Origin of the sequence: Massilia frigida (assembly GCF_011682175.1) — a bacterium.
In the GTDB taxonomy this organism is placed as follows: Bacteria; Pseudomonadota; Gammaproteobacteria; order Burkholderiales; family Burkholderiaceae_D; genus Telluria_A; species Telluria_A frigida.
Genome location: NZ_WHJG01000012.1, coordinates 28381 through 42766 on the forward strand (window position 1 = coordinate 28381; position 14386 = coordinate 42766).

The 14386-nt window shown below is 66.2% G+C and carries 9 protein-coding genes and 1 pseudogene; 2 read left to right on the forward strand and 8 right to left on the reverse strand.

Going from position 1 to position 14386, the window contains the following annotated elements:
* The first annotated feature begins 139 nt into the window (after window positions 1-139).
* Both F2P44_RS13785 and F2P44_RS13790 read left to right on the forward strand, forming a co-directional pair.
* Window positions 140-1843, forward strand: a pseudogene (locus F2P44_RS13785) (methyl-accepting chemotaxis protein).
* Between the two features lie 296 nt (window positions 1844-2139).
* A complete protein-coding gene (locus F2P44_RS13790) occupies window positions 2140-3258 on the forward strand; it encodes a methyl-accepting chemotaxis protein (protein WP_167087287.1) in 1119 nt (372 codons plus the stop codon).
* Here F2P44_RS13790 and F2P44_RS13795 read toward each other — a convergent pair.
* The 8 genes from F2P44_RS13795 to F2P44_RS13830 all read right to left on the reverse strand — a co-directional run bounded on the left by F2P44_RS13795 (window position 3185) and on the right by F2P44_RS13830 (window position 14384).
* On the reverse strand, window positions 3185-4105 hold the full coding sequence (locus F2P44_RS13795; protein WP_167087288.1) for a diguanylate cyclase: 921 nt from the start codon (window positions 4103-4105) through the stop codon (window positions 3185-3187). The genes F2P44_RS13790 and F2P44_RS13795 overlap by 74 nt on opposite strands.
* Entirely contained in the window at window positions 4102-8646 is a 4545-nt protein-coding gene (locus F2P44_RS13800; RefSeq protein ID WP_167087290.1) for a response regulator, read from the reverse strand. Before F2P44_RS13800 ends, F2P44_RS13795 begins: the two co-directional genes overlap by 4 nt.
* A 297-nt stretch (window positions 8647-8943) precedes the next feature.
* The gene (locus F2P44_RS13805; protein WP_167087292.1) at window positions 8944-10203 is read right to left on the reverse strand and encodes an acyl-CoA dehydrogenase family protein; all 1260 of its coding nucleotides are present in this window, start codon (window positions 10201-10203) and stop codon (window positions 8944-8946) included.
* A complete protein-coding gene (locus F2P44_RS13810; protein WP_167087293.1) occupies window positions 10203-11285 on the reverse strand; it encodes a phosphotransferase in 1083 nt (360 codons plus the stop codon). The genes F2P44_RS13805 and F2P44_RS13810 overlap by 1 nt, the downstream gene beginning before the upstream one ends.
* A 356-nt stretch (window positions 11286-11641) precedes the next feature.
* On the reverse strand, window positions 11642-12343 hold the full coding sequence (locus F2P44_RS13815) for a histidine phosphatase family protein (protein ID WP_229423542.1): 702 nt from the start codon (window positions 12341-12343) through the stop codon (window positions 11642-11644).
* Window positions 12344-12360: 17 nt separating this feature from the next.
* Complete coding sequence (locus F2P44_RS13820) at window positions 12361-12912, reverse strand: prepilin-type N-terminal cleavage/methylation domain-containing protein (RefSeq protein ID WP_167087295.1); 552 nt, start codon at window positions 12910-12912, stop codon at window positions 12361-12363.
* 45 nt (window positions 12913-12957) lie between these two features.
* Window positions 12958-13647, reverse strand: coding sequence for a hypothetical protein (locus F2P44_RS13825; protein ID WP_167087297.1), 690 nt, complete (start codon window positions 13645-13647; stop codon window positions 12958-12960).
* Window positions 13647-14384 carry an ABC transporter permease gene (locus F2P44_RS13830; RefSeq protein ID WP_167087299.1) on the reverse strand — a complete coding sequence of 246 codons (738 nt, stop codon included), beginning with the start codon at window positions 14382-14384 and terminating at the stop codon, window positions 13647-13649. Before F2P44_RS13830 ends, F2P44_RS13825 begins: the two co-directional genes overlap by 1 nt.
* Between the last annotated feature and the right edge of the window lie 2 nt (window positions 14385-14386).

The following is a 14386-nucleotide window of genomic DNA, read 5'->3' on the forward strand; positions in this document are numbered from 1 at the left end:
ATCATAAAGCCGATGTATTCATCTGCGCGAAGGAACGCACGCCGCAACTATCAATATGTACGGGCGAACGCCGCGCGCACTTGGGACTAGTATGGACTGACGGGTAGTTATCGTCGTTCATACATCAGCAGGAGTCCGGATGAAAATTGCGAACTTGAAGATCGGCGTTCGTCTGGGGGCCGGTTTCGGCCTGCTGTTGCTGCTGATGGGGACCCTGGTCGCTACCGGCATCACCCTGCTCAACAGCGCGGGCAAAAGCACCGCGCACATGGTCGACCACGAATGGGTCAAGGCCGAAGCGGCCAACCAGATCAACGTCGGCACGCGCGCCAATGCGCGCAGGACGCTCGAACTGTTCATCGTCACCGACCCGGCGCAGCTGGCCAACATCCACCAGCGCATCGAAGCGAACAAGAAGCAGATCACAGCCGCCCTGGCGACGCTGGAAAAGCTGATCGACTCACGCGAAGGGCGCGAACTGCTGGCCCGGGTGGCGCGCGAGCGCACCGTCTACGTCAGCTCGTACTCGCGCATCGATCAACTGATCGGCGAGAACAGGCGCGATGAAGCGTCGGCCCTGATGCGCGCCGAAACGCTGCCGGCGCTGGACGCGCTGCAGACCTCGATCACCGCCCTGGCAGCCTTGTAGAAGCGCCTGGCCGACGCGGCCAGTGCCGCCGTCGAAGAGAGCATCGCCGGAGCCCGTACCATGATGCTGTGGCAGGGCGCACTGGGCCTGCTGATCGGCGTGGTGGCCGGATGGTGGATCACGCGCTCGATCACGCTGCCGATCAATGATGCGGTCAGGGTGGCCAGGACGGTGGCCGCCGGTGACCTGAGCGCCCGGATTGCGCCCGGATCGTCGAGCGAAACGGGGCAGCTGCTGCACGCGCTGGGCGACATGAACGCGGGCTTGCGCGACATCGTCAGCCAGGTGCGCAGCGGTACCGATGCCATCGCGACGGCGTCGAGCCAGATCGCCAGCGGCAACCTCGATTTGTCGGCGCGCACCGAACAGCAAGCCAGTTCGCTGGAGGAAACCGCGTCGTCGATGGAACAACTGACATCGACCGTCAAGCAGAACGCCGACAATGCGCGCCAGGCCAACCAGCTGGCCATTTCGGCCTCGCACGTGGCGCTGCAGGGCGGGGCCGTGGTGGCGCAGGTGGTCGACACGATGGGGTCGATCAACGAATCCTCGCGCAAGATCGTCGACATCATCGGCGTGATCGAGTCGATCGCGTTCCAGACCAATATCCTGGCCCTGAATGCGGCGGTGGAAGCGGCGCGCGCGGGCGAGCAGGGGCGCGGCTTCGCGGTCGTGGCCAGCGAGGTACGCAACCTGGCGCAGCGCTCGGCGGCGGCGGCCAAGGAGATCAAGATGCTGATCGACGACTCGGTGGACAAGGTCGCGCAGGGCAGCGAACTGGTTGACCGGGCCGGATCGACCATGCAGGCGATTGTCACGAGTATCAAGAGCGTGGCCGACATGATGGGCGAGATCACGGCGGCCAGTGTGGAGCAGACCGCCGGGATCGAGCAAATCAACCGGGCCATCACGCAGATGGACGAGGTGACGCAGCAAAATGCCGCGCTGGTCGAAGAAGCGGCGGCCGCCGCCGGGGCGCTGCAGGATCAGGCGGGAACGCTGGCGGGCGTGGTCAGCGTGTTCAAGCTGCCGGCCGGCGTGGTGGAAGGCCGCGCCAAGCCGGTGCTGCGCGAGGTGGCGGCGAGGGTGGCGGCGAGGGTGGCGGTCGAACGGCCGGCGCGGGCGGCCAGTCCGGCGGGCGCGCGCAAGCGCGAGGTGGCCGCCGCCGGGACGGACGATTGGGAAGAATTTTGAGCCGCCGTTTTCCCATCGGCCCTGCCGGGACCCGGCCGCCAACTTCACATTCCTTGATCTGGATTGGTTGACGAGGCCAGAGCGCCGGCATACAATTTCTTTTTGGAAACAATGATGGCATCGCAGTCGCGCCGCAGGGAAGGCAGCGGCGCTGCAGGCCGCCGCGCCGGCCATTGCTCGTCTTCTTCCGCCCGCCCCAAACCAGCGGGCGGGCTCACAAGCACCTCCTTTCCGTTAACGTCGCGGCGTCCAGCCAGCGCTGGCGCGCCCGCATCACCCGGGATAGTCGGATGAATATGACAAACTTGCGAATCGGAGCGCGCCTGGGCGGCGCTTTCGGCATGATTTTGCTGATCATGGCGGCCCTGATCGCCACGGCACTCACACTGCTCGCCAACCTCAGCGCCGTCAGCAGCAACATGATGGAGCGCGACATGGTCCAGGCCGATGCGGCCAACGTCATCAACGCCGGCACCCGCGCCAACGCGCGCGCCACGCTTGAATTGTTCATTGCGCCCGACGCCGCCTACAGCGCCAGGGTGCGCGACAAGATCGAAGCGAACAAGAAGGACATCAGCGCCGCCATTGCGCTACTCGACAAGCTGGCCAGCGACGCCGAAGGCCGGCAACTGCTGGCCAGGATCAAGGCCGAGCGCGCGCTGTATGTCGGCTCGTTCGCCAACGTCAGCAAGCGCATCGCCGCGCAGGAGCGCGATGCGGCCGCCGCCCTCATGCTGGGCGAGACCCTGCCGGCGCAGGTGGTCGACACCATGGGATCGATCAACGAATCGTCGCGCAAGATCGTCGACATCATCGGCGTGATCGAATCGATCGCGTTCCAGACCAATATCCTGGCCCTGAATGCGGCGGTGGAAGCGGCGCGCGCGGGTGAACAGGGGCGCGGCTTCGCGGTCGTGGCCAGCGAGGTGCGCAACCTGGCGCAGCGCTCCGCGGCGGCAGCCAAGGAAATCAAGGCGCTGATGGGCGACTCGGTGCACAAGGTCGCGCAGGGCAGTGAACTGGTTGAGCGCGCCGGAACGACCATGCAGGCGATTGTCGCCAGTATCGGCAGCGTGACCGACATCATGGGCGAGATCACGGCGGCCAGCGTGGAGCAGACCGCCGGGATCGAGCAGATCAACCGGGCGATTGCGCAGATGGACCAGGTGACGCAGCAAAATGCCGCGCTGGTGGAAGAAGCGGCAGCCGCCGCCGGGGCGCTGCAGGATCAGGCGGGAACGCTGGCGGATGTGGTGAGCGTGTTCAAGCTGCCGGCGCGTGTGGTGGAAGGCCAGGCCGGCGGCGCGCCCGGGCACCGCGTGGGGCGGCGGCAAGCGCGCCCTAATCGGGCTGTAAACAATAGCGGTTGCGGCCCCCCGCCTTGGCCTCGTATAACAGCGCGTCAGCCATCTTGATCAAGCCACCCGGTAGCAAGCCATCGGCCGGCATCAGGCTGGCCACCCCCATGCTCAGGGTCAGCCACGGCGAGGCCCCGGATTTTTCGTGCGGGATGGCCAGCAGCGCCAGTTCGTCGAGCAGCTTCCTGGCCACCACCTCGGCGCCGCGCTTGTCTTCCTGCGGCAGCAAGATCACGAATTCCTCGCCGCCATAGCGCGCCACCAGGTCTTGCGGGCGTGCCGCCGCGCGCCGCATCGCCGCGCCCACCTGCACCAGGCTATCGTCGCCGGCCTGGTGTCCGTAGGCGTCGTTATACGCCTTGAAATGGTCGATATCGGCGATGATCAGCGCGATCGGCAGCTTGGAGCGCGCGCAGCGCCGCCATTCGGTATCCATCGCTTCGTCGAAACCGCGCCGGTTGGCCACGCCGGTCAGGCCATCGGTCAGGGTCAGCTCGCGCAGCGCGTCGCTCTGGCGCTTGACCGTCAGCTGGGTGCGCACGCGCGCCCGCACCACCGCCGCGTTGACCGGCTTGGTGATGAAATCGGCGGCGCCGGCTTCCAGCGCCCGCGTTTCATCCTCCGGCGTCTTGAGCGCCGTGACGAAAATGATCGGAATGTCGCGCGTCGCTCCCGACTCGCGCAAGGCCCTGCACACCGCGTAGCCATCCATGTCGGGCATCATCGCGTCGAGCAGGATCAGGTCGGGGCGCTGGTTCTGGGCGATATGCAGCGCCTTGGCGCCGTTCATCGCAAACAGCACGTCGTGCTCGTCCTGCAAGGCCTGGTGCAGGATCTGGATGTTTTCCATCGCGTCGTCGACGATCAGGATACGCCCGTTCCTCGCCATATCGGTCCAACTCATGCACGGTCCCTTCGTTTCAAAATCTCTTGCACCTGCAGCGCGGCGTTGGCAAAAGCCAGCGTGGCGACGGCGTCACCCAGCGCGGCCATCACCGCCGGGGCCAGGGCCGCGTCCAGCACCGGACGCAATGCGTCAAATGCCGCCATGGCCTTCAGATTGTTATTCTGAAGCAAACTCAGAAGATCCGCCAGCGCCGCATCGACTTGTGCGGGGTCTTGTAGTCCCGGCTGCACATCCGCCGCCGCCGGCGCGGGCAGGGCGCGCGCGGTGTCGAACACCGCTTGCAGCGCCTTGTCGAGCGCCCCCAGGCGCACCGTCAGCTCGGCGCTGCCGGCGCCGCGCAAAGCCTGTTCAAAATCGAAGGCCAGCGCCGCCAGCTCGCTCGCCCCCAGGTTGGCCGCCACGCCACGCAAGCGGTGCACGCGCTGGATCGCCTCCAGCCGCTGCTCGCCGCGCAACAGCGCGCGCACCTCGTCCAGGGTGTGCCCCTGCGAACTCTCGAAGCGCTTGAACAAGGTGATGAAGTTATCGACATGGCCACCGAAGCGCGGCAGGGTCGACGCCAGGTCGATGCCCGGGATATCGAGCGCGCGCACGCTGTCGGGCAGTGCGGCCCTGGGCTCATGGACCATGCCCGCGGGCGCGTGCGCCTCGGGCGCGGCGCCGGCCGACGTCACCCGCAGCAAGGTGTTGACCATGTTGTCGACGTCGATCGGCTTGGCCACGTGGCCGTTCATGCCGGCCTCCCTGGCGCGGCGGCGGTCCTCTTCCATCGCGTTGGCCGTCATCGCGATGATCGGCAGGGTCCTGATGCCCATGCGCCGGATCGCTTCGGCCGCCTCGTAGCCGTTCATGACCGGCATCTGGATATCCATCAGCACCGCGTCGTAGCGGCTGGGGGAATCGGCCAGCATGCTGACCGCGATGCGCCCGTTGCCGGCGATGTCGACCGCGGCGCCGGCGTGCAGCAGGATATACTTGGCCACTTCCTGGTTGATCTGGTTATCCTCGACCAGCAGTACGTACATGCCCTTGAGCCGCCCCGCCAGCGGCTGCTCGGGCGCCGCCACCGGCGCCGCCTTCCCGGTGTGCAGCTCGATTGCCGCCGCCGCCAGCGCCAGCCGCGTCACCGGCTTGCTCAGGATGGCGTCCAGTTTCAAGTCGTCCTGCAACGCCACCAGCTGTTCGCGCGCGCTTTCGGCCACCATCAGCGCGCAGCGCGGCATGACGATGGCCGGGTCGGTACGCGCGAAGGTCAGTACCGCGATGCCATCGAGTTCGGCCATCGCCGTATCGAGGAACATCAGGGCATACGGCGAACCGGCGCGCCCGGCCGTACGCAGCAGTTTGAGCGCCTCGGCGCCGCTGGCAGCGCTGTCGACATCCCATCCGAAGCCGGCGCACAGGCGCGCGATGGCCTCGCGCGCGCTGCGGTTGTCGTCCACCACCAGCACCCGCCGCATGGCGCCGCCGGGCAGCGGGGGCAGTGCGGGCAGCAGCGCCGCCTCGCCGGCCTGGGCGATGCCGAAGGCCGAATCGAAATGGAACTCGGCGCCGGCGCCAAGTTCGCTGCGCACGCCCAGGGTGCCGCCCATCAGGTTGACCAGGCGGCGGCAGATGGCCAGTCCCAGTCCGGTGCCGCCGTATTTGCGGCTGGTCGAGGTGTCTCCCTGCGAGAAGGCGTCGAACATGTGGGCCTGCTGCTCGCGCTCGATGCCGATGCCGCTGTCGCGCACCGTAAAATCGAGCACCACCACGCCATCGTGGTCGCCGCGGCGCGTGATCGACAGCACCACTTCGCCCTGGTCGGTGAACTTGATCGCGTTGCCGATCAGGTTCAGCAGCACCTGTTCAAGCCGCAGCGCGTCGCCCACCACGGTCAGCGGCACGTCCGGCGCCACCGCGTACACCAGCTCCACGCCCTTGCTCCAGGCATTGGCCGACAGCAGCACCGACATGCTTTCCAGGACCTGGCACAGCGTAAACGGCGCCGATTCGAGCACCAGCTGGCCCGCCTCGATCTTGGAAAAATCGAGGACGTCGCTCAGGATGCCCATCAGCGAACGGGTCGACATCTTGATCTTGGCGACATAACTGCGCTCGCGCCGCTCCAGCGCACCTTCTTCGAGCAGGCGCGCCAACCCCATGATGGCATTCATCGGGGTACGGATTTCGTGGCTCATATTGGCCAGGAACTGGCTTTTCGCGCTGCTGGCCGATTCGGCCCGTTCCAGCGCCTGGATCAACTGCTCGTTGATCGATTGCAGGCGCAATTCGGTGCGCTTGAGTTCCGACACATCCGAAATGAGCACGTAAAAGCCGCGCACCGCACTCTCTTCGTCGAAGTCGGGGATGTAATTGGCCCAGGTATGGCGCACCTCGCCGGAGGGATCGTGCAGCTCGCGCGAAAAATGGGTGGCCTGGCCTCCCAGGACTTCGCGCAGGTACGGCGCGATGTCGGCCATTGTTTCGGGGCCGAGGATGTCGTCCATGCGCGCGCCCGTCATGCCGGTGGCGCTGCGCCCGCACAGCTCCAGGTAGCGGCGGTTGGCGAACTGGCAGCGCAGTTCCGCGTCCCAGTAGGCGACCATGCCGGGCACGTTGTCGGTCACGGTGCGGATGAAGCGCTCGCTCTGTTCGAGCCGCTCGCTGGTGGCGCGCAGCGCCTTTTCGGCCGCCACGCGCTCGCTGATATCGCGCACGGTCGATTGCAAAATGCCCTTGCCGCCGATGTTCACGCTGGTGAGCAGCACATCGGCATGGAACAGGGTGCCGTCGCGGCGCATGTGCAGCCACTCGAAATGGTGGCTGCCCGTTTCGATCGCGTAGCGGATGAACTGTTCGGCCTTGTCGTCGGAGCGGCGTCCGTCCGGCTGGAACTCGGGCGAGGTGGTGGCCGGCGACAGGGTCAGGAATTCCTCGATGGTGGCGCAGCCATAGATGCGCACCGCCGCCTGGTTGCCGCCGATGAAACCGGCGCCCTGGGCGATCAGCATGTGGGCGTCGCCCGACATTTCGTACAGCGCCCGGAACTGCTCGTTGACGTCGCGCAGGCGCTCCGAGAGCAGCTTGCGCTCGCTGACATCGAGCACCACGGCACTGATGCCGACCAGCGCGTGGTCGGCCCCGAACACCGGATGGTAGCTGGTCACCCAGTGGCTTTCCACATCGGGCGAGCCGGGCACCGAGCGCGATTCGTGCACCGACTTGAGCGGCAGGCCGGTATCGCGCACCTGGCGGTACGCCTTCTCGAATTCGGCGCCGAGGGGGCCGAGCAGCTCGGGCAGGGTGTGCCCCAGGTGGTCCGCCACCGGAATCGCGTTGACCGCGGCCAGGTAGTCGTTGACCATCACGATGCGCAGGTCGCTGTCGAGCAGGGCCAGGCCCACCGGCGCGGTGGCGTACACGGTTTCGAGCAGGGCGTTGGCGCGTTGCAGTTCGCCGGTGCGCTCGGCCACCAGGGTTTCGAGGTCGTTGCGGTAGCGTTGCAGTTCCCCGTCCATGTGCTGCAGGGCGCCGGCCACCTCGGCCACCTCGCGGATTTGCATCGGCGGCAGCGCCATCGGCTCGCCGCGTCCGAGCGCAGCTGCCGGTGCGCACAGGGAGCGCACCGAGCGTCCGATCACGCCGCCGATGCTCCACGCGGCGGCAAAGCCCACCACCAGCAGCGCGGCCACGCTGAGGAACACGCTGGCCAGGGCCTCGCGCATGGCTTCATAGGCCGCGTCGCGCGGCAGGGCGACCGTGGCATACCAGCCGCGCGTGGGAGAGCGCTGCAGGCTGGAGATGACGGGCACGCCCTCGCGCGAGGTCAGTTCCATCGTGCCGGCATTTGCGCGGCGCGCCAGGTCGGCCATTTCCGGGCGCGCCAGCGCGCCGATGAACTTGTCGGGAGCGATGCTGCGCGCGACAAAGGTGTCGTGGCGGTCGAATACCTGGGCGTTCCAGCGCGGCGGCAGGCGCTGTTCGGCCAGCAGCTGGTTGAAGCGTTCGGGGCGTAACTGGGCCGACAGCACGTACACCACCTCGCCGTGGCGCCGCACCGGCACCTCGACCGAGACGGTGTAGGGATCGGTGGGGCTGGCGCGGTACAGGTCCGAGGTGGCGGCCAGGCCGCTGGCGGCCACCTGGCGGATGGTATCGGCATTGCCGTTCGGTGGCAGGGGCAGGCCATGGGCGACGCGGGTGTTGAGTAGCGGCGTGCCATCGCGCTCGCTCAGCACGAAGGCGAAGCCCGGGAATTCCGGTCCGAGGATGCTGCGCGCCTGCTGATGGAAGGCGGCCAGGTCGGCCCTGGTCAGGCTGGGCGAGCTGGCCAGGGCGCGCGCGGCGGTTTCGCCGGCATCGAGATCGCGCTCGACGGCCATGAGCACATTTTGCGCCAGGCGCTCGGCATTGCGCAGCAGGTTCTGGTGCTCGCGCTGGAAGGAATCGTAGGACAGGGCGGCGAAGCCGATCAGGGTCGGCAAGGCGCAGGCGAGGACCAGCTTGGCGGTCTTCGAGCGGATGGACGGCAGGGTTGAACGTGATGAAAACGACACTGCCCGAGCCTCCGCCGCATCAAACGCGGCGCCGCGCACCGCTGTGAGACCGATGGTAGCCGAGCGCGCGTTTTCTTCAAAGCACTTTACGCCAGCCGTGCGCGGCCATCGCTCGCCATTTCTCCAGCAACGTTTCCTAACCGGGGTCAGAGCTCCGATTCGACACGTTTCTTCATTGAGGTCTGACCCCAATTGCGCCCGGCAACATTTCTTAACCGGGGTCAGAGCTCCAATTCGAAACGTCTCTTAATTGAGGTCTGACCCCGATTAAGAAACATTGCCAGCTGGATCGGCGGGTCAGGAGCGGGTGATGGGCAGCGAGAAGTCTTCGCCCAGCTTGATGTGCTTGGCCAGCTCGATCTTGGCAATCGCGTTGCGGTGCACTTCGTCCGGGCCGTCGGCCAGGCGCAGGGTGCGGTTGCCGGCCCACTGGTAGGCCAGCGGAAATTCGTCCGACACGCCCGCCGCGCCATGCGCCTGGATCGCCCAGTCCAGCACCTGCTGGGCCACGTTCGGTGCCAGCACCTTGATCATGGCGATCTCGGCCTGGGCGTGCTTGTTGCCCACGGTATCCATCAGTGCGGCGGTCTTGAGCGTCAGCAGGCGCGCCGTATCGATCTGGATGCGTGACTCGGCGATGCGCTCGCGCCACACTCCCTGGTCGGAAATCTTTTTACCGAAGGCAACACGGCTGTTCAAGCGCAGGCACATCAGTTCCAGCGCGCGCTCGGCCACGCCGATGGCGCGCATGCAATGGTGGATGCGGCCCGGTCCCAGGCGGCCCTGAGCGATCTCAAAACCGCGTCCCTCGCCCAGCAACAGGCTGGAGGCTGGCACGCGCACGTTCTCGAACAGGATTTCGCAGTGGCCGTGCGGGGCGTCGTCGTAACCGAACACGGGCAGCGGGCGGACGATGGTGATGCCGGGCGTGTCGGCAGGCACCAGGATCATCGATTGCTGGGCATGGCGCGCCGCTTCCGGATCGGTCTTGCCCATGACGATGAAAATCTTGCAGCGCGGATCGCCCGCGCCCGAAATCCACCACTTGCGTCCGTTGATGACGTAATCGTCGCCGTCGCGCGCGATGCGGGTTTCGATATTGGTTGCGTCGGACGAGGCCACGGCCGGTTCGGTCATCGCAAAAGCCGAGCGGATCTCGCCGCGCAGCAAGGGTTCGAGCCAGGTGCGCTTGTGTACTTCGCTGCCGTAGCGCTCGATGGTTTCCATATTGCCCGTGTCGGGCGCGGCGCAATTGAACACTTCCGGCGCCCAGCCGACCCGGCCCATGATCTCGCACAGCGGGGCGTAATCGAGGTTCGACAAGCCTTCCGGCGCGCGCACCGATTTTGGCAGGAACAGATTCCACAAACCCTGCTCGCGCGCCAGCGGCTTGAGCCGCTCGATCAGCTCGGTTGGAATCCAGCGGTTGCCCTTGTGCGTGCCGTTGCGGTCGACTTCCTGCTTGAACGCGGTCTCGTTCGGATAGACGTGCTGGTCCATGAAGGCGAGCAGGCGCGCCTGCAACTCTTTGCAGCGGTCGGAGTAATCGAAGTTCATTAGTTATCCTTGGAAAGAGAAATGGCGCGCTGCGCATACTGCCAGCCCAGTTCGGCCATGGGCCGCGCGGCCTTGCCGTTTTCGAGGGCTTGGGCGCTGGAGGCGGTGCCGTCGACGTAGCGTTTCATGATGCCTTGCATGATGCCGGCCAGGCGGAACATATTGTAGGCCAGGTAAAAATTGAAATCCTCTATGCGGATGGTCTTGCCGGTGCGCGCCGCGTAGGCGGCGATGTAGGCTTCCTGGGTGGGAATGCCGAGCGCGTCCAGGTCGAGGCCGGCGATGCCGCGGAACTGTCCGGGCGGGATGTGCCAGCTCATGCAATGGTAGGAGAAATCGGCGGCCGGGTGGCCCAGGGTCGACAGTTCCCAGTCGAGCACGGCCAGGATGCGCGGCTCGGTCGGGTGGAAGATCATGTTATCGAGGCGGAAATCGCCATGCACGATGGCGGTATCGTCGCCCGGCGGGATGTTGTGCGGCAGCCAGGCGATCAGCTGGTCCATGGCGGCGATCGGCTCGGTGACCGAGGCCTGGTACTGGCGTGTCCAGCGTTCGATCTGGCGTGTGAAATAGTTGCCGGGTTTGCCGTAATCGGCCAGGCCGATGGCGGCGTAGTCGACCGTGTGGAGGAGGGCGATGACGCGGTTCAGCTCATCGTAGATGGCGCCGCGTTCGGCGCGCGTCATGCCGGGCAGGGACTGGTCCCACAGCACGCGGCCATCGATAAATTCCATCACGTAAAACGCGCGGCCGATGACCGACTCGTCGGTGCACAGCGCATACTGGCGGGCGGCGGGAAAACCAGCCTTTTGCAAGGCATCCATGACGCGGAATTCGCGCTCGATGGCGTGGGCGGAGGGCAACAGCTTGGCCGCCGGTCCGGGTTTGGTGCGCAGCACATAATGCTGGCCGCCGGCGCTGATCTTGAAGGTGGGATTGGACTGCCCGCCCTTGAACTGGGCCACTTCCAGCGGGCCGCCGGGATAGTCCTCGACATGGACGCGCAGATAAGCGTCGAGGGCATCGACATCGAATTTCTGGCGCTCCGAGACCGGCTTGGTCCCCATCATTTCCTCGAACATCTTGTCTCCTGCTGGTTATATGAGATCTATTCTAGCGCATGAATAGAACGACCGTACTAATTTTTCCACAACCGGGGTCTGACCTCTGATTAGCAATAGTTTCCTGAAGTGTGGCAGAGCGAGGATGATCATCAACGTGTTGCTAGTCAGAGGTCTGACCCCGGTTTTGCCGCTCAAACAGTCGTATATCGAAGTCTCGCCTTGCGAACGTCCTCAGTGACCCGGCGGACGAAGCAGTCTCCTACAAATAGCACCCCGAAATTGCCGAATTTCCTACAACCGGGGTCTGACCTCAATTCAGAAATGTTTCGAGTCAGAGGTCAGACCCCGGTTGGGGAATGTTGTTGGCGGGAAGCTTAGCGCGAGAGGCGGTATTGCTCGTACAGCTGTTCCATCGTGGTGCTGCGCGTCTCGGTTTGCAGCGGGGCGGGTGGGGAGTAGTTGACGAAGCGAACTACCCAGTCGGCCTCGGCATCACCCACGTCGAGCGCGTTGATGCAGCCGGCCGTTTGCGATAGCCCGCCCAGGAACATGCGCTGGCCCGTCAATGCCAGCGATAAAATCGCGCAGTTGACGCCGCCATGGAGCACCAGCAACGCCGTGTCCCAGTCGTCCTGCCCACGCAGGCGCGTGACCGCCGGATGAATCCGGTCCATCAGCTGCCCCACCGATTCGCCCCCCAAAAAGCGCTTGTCTTCGCCCACCATGCCTTCGAAGGCGCCCGTAAACGCGTCCTTGAGGTCGGTATCGGCAATCGTCGACAGGCGCCCGCCACGGATTTCTTCGAACTCGGGCCAGAGCTCGATATCGATCCCCTGGCCAGTCACCGCCAGCACGCGCGTGGCCGTTTCCACCGTGCGCGGCAGGCCGGAGACGATCACGCGGTCGAACTGGATGCCTTCGGCCGCAAACGCCCGCCCGGCAGCACTGGCTTGCGCGCAGCCCTGCTGGTTGAGCGGAACGGTTTCTGGAAGGAATGGTTTGCCTGAGGCATCAAAATAGGTAACGCTGCCATGGCGCATCAGGAAGATGCGGCGGCGCTGGGATGTAGGGGACATGGGTCCTTGTGGTCGGTTCAGAAAAACAGGGCGGTGCGGGTGACGATGCTGCCCGTGTTGGTGTATGGGGCGCTCGCGCGCACGGCGCCGGTGGTGGCGACGCCATCGTCGAGCTTGCTGTCGAGCTGCTGGGCGAAGGAGTCGGGCAGGTTGTCGAAGCGCAAGCCGTTGCCGCTGCGCCCGCCCACGGCGTCGTTGTAGATGTACACCGCACCGCCCTGGGCGCTGGTCATGAAGTCGGTGCTGCCGTTGTACGCGCCGGTGATGAAGCCGGACAGCGCCAGGTGCTGCGGCGCCGACAGGTATTCGGTGATCTGGCCGTCGCCGTTGCCGTTGGCGGTGGCGCCGGCCACATGGGTGGTGGCCAGCACGTCGTCGCCGGGCAGCGCGCGGAATTTGTCCTGGTAGGCGTTCACCGCCGCCGCCAGTGAGTTCGATTGCTGGATGATGTTCTTGACCTTGGCGCTGTCGATCAGTCCCTGCCCCTTGAGCACGCCGCCCAGCAGCAGACCGATGATCACCAGCACGATGGCGATTTCGACGAGGGTGAATCCTTGTTGTCGTTGCATGAGGTTCTCTCTGTTGTGACGGCCGCTGCGTATTATTCTAGCGTATCAAGGATGGGCCCGGCGCCGGCGGGCCGAAATGTCGTGCAGCCGTCGTTCCAGGAACGCGAGTTCGCGCGGATCGCTGACCTGGCCGCCGGCGAGCATGGCGCCGATCAGCGCGGTGGCGCTCTCGTCCTCGCCCATGTCGTCGAGGATGAACAGTTCCATCTGGCGCGCCCACGCCGGCACGACCGCAGCCGTGGCGTTGAGCGCGTGCGCATACCGCCGCGCCAGGGCGGGATCGTGCAACCGGTGATGCGCCACCAGCGCCGCATGCGCCAGCCACGGCCAGCGCCGGCCGGGGTCTTCGCCAAAGCGCCGGTAGACAAAATCGAGCATGATGCGGGTGCGCGCGGGGTCGCTGCTGGCGCTGTACACCTGGCTCGCCGCCAGCAGCGGCGCCTGCCCGCGCGGGTCCAGGTCGACGATGCGCTCCAGCCAGGTGCGCAAGGCGCTGTAATCGATGGTACCCAGCGGCGTGGACGCCTCGTCCTGGCCTTGCACGTACAGGGTCATGGCTTTGGCCAGCACCACCGGTTCGCCCAGGCTGGCCAGGCGCAGCACCGCCAGCGGAGGCGCTGGCGCCAGCCCGGCTACGGCGCGCTGCTGCGGTGCACGCGCGGCGTGATAGCCCACCTGCAGCGCCAGCGCGGCCAGCAGCAGCAGCGTCACCGGAACCGGCACGCGCGCGGCCATCACAGGTCCTTGCGGTAAAAATCGACCAGCGCGGCGGCCCCCAGCAAGGTGACATAGATCGCCGTCTGCGCCAGCAGCGGCGCCAGTTGCGCGCCGCCGTACACCAGCCATTCGCTGCGCGTAAACTGGTCCAGGTGCGGCAGCAGCGCCGCCAGGGCGTCGATGGCGATGCGCGGCAGCTGCGTGCCGTCCTGCGCCATGGCTTGCAGGCTGCCGATCGCCCGCGCCAGCAGGTAGAACGCCAGCGTGGCCGTCAGCGCCGCCATCGCCTGCCCGAGCGTCAGTACGCACAGCAGGCAAAATGCGGCGACAATCCACAGTTCCCACCACAGCGACAGCGCCCACGACACGCACCATGCGGCCGGCGCGAGCATCAATGCCATCGCTCCGAACAGCAGCGCCGGCAGCAGCGCCACGAGACCAAATCCGGCCAGCTTGCCCAGCACGTAGGCGGCGCGCGGTATCGCCAGCGCGAGCAGCAGTTCCTGCCCTTTGTCGGCCGCTTCGCGCACCACGCTGGTGGCCACGAAACCGGCCACCAGCAGCACGCAGCACAGGCGCAGCAACGCCGCCAGCAGGGCCGCTTGCAGCGCGGCGCTTTCGGTCAGCGCCAGTTGGCCCACGAAGCCGCCCAGCGCCACCGCGCCGATGGCCAGTGCGCCCAGCACCCACGCCAGCCGGTTGCGCAGCGCTTCGAGCAGGGTGAATGAGGCAATTGTAAAAATGGGTCCCAGCATGG

What these genes read in the sequence shown, in the direction of transcription:
- F2P44_RS13805 (WP_167087292.1), bottom strand. Translation starts at nt 10,203, where the DNA reads ATGAACTTCGATTACTCCGACCGCTGCAAAGAGTTGCAGGCGCGCCTG.
- F2P44_RS13830 (WP_167087299.1), bottom strand. Translation starts at nt 14,384, where the DNA reads ATGCTGGGACCCATTTTTACAATTGCCTCATTCACCCTGCTCGAAGCG.
- F2P44_RS13790 (WP_167087287.1), top strand. Translation starts at nt 2,140, where the DNA reads ATGACAAACTTGCGAATCGGAGCGCGCCTGGGCGGCGCTTTCGGCATG.
- F2P44_RS13795 (WP_167087288.1), bottom strand. Translation starts at nt 4,105, where the DNA reads ATGAGTTGGACCGATATGGCGAGGAACGGGCGTATCCTGATCGTCGAC.
- F2P44_RS13815 (WP_229423542.1), bottom strand. Translation starts at nt 12,343, where the DNA reads ATGTCCCCTACATCCCAGCGCCGCCGCATCTTCCTGATGCGCCATGGC.
- F2P44_RS13820 (WP_167087295.1), bottom strand. Translation starts at nt 12,912, where the DNA reads ATGCAACGACAACAAGGATTCACCCTCGTCGAAATCGCCATCGTGCTG.
- F2P44_RS13810 (WP_167087293.1), bottom strand. Translation starts at nt 11,285, where the DNA reads ATGTTCGAGGAAATGATGGGGACCAAGCCGGTCTCGGAGCGCCAGAAA.
- F2P44_RS13825 (WP_167087297.1), bottom strand. Translation starts at nt 13,647, where the DNA reads ATGGCCGCGCGCGTGCCGGTTCCGGTGACGCTGCTGCTGCTGGCCGCG.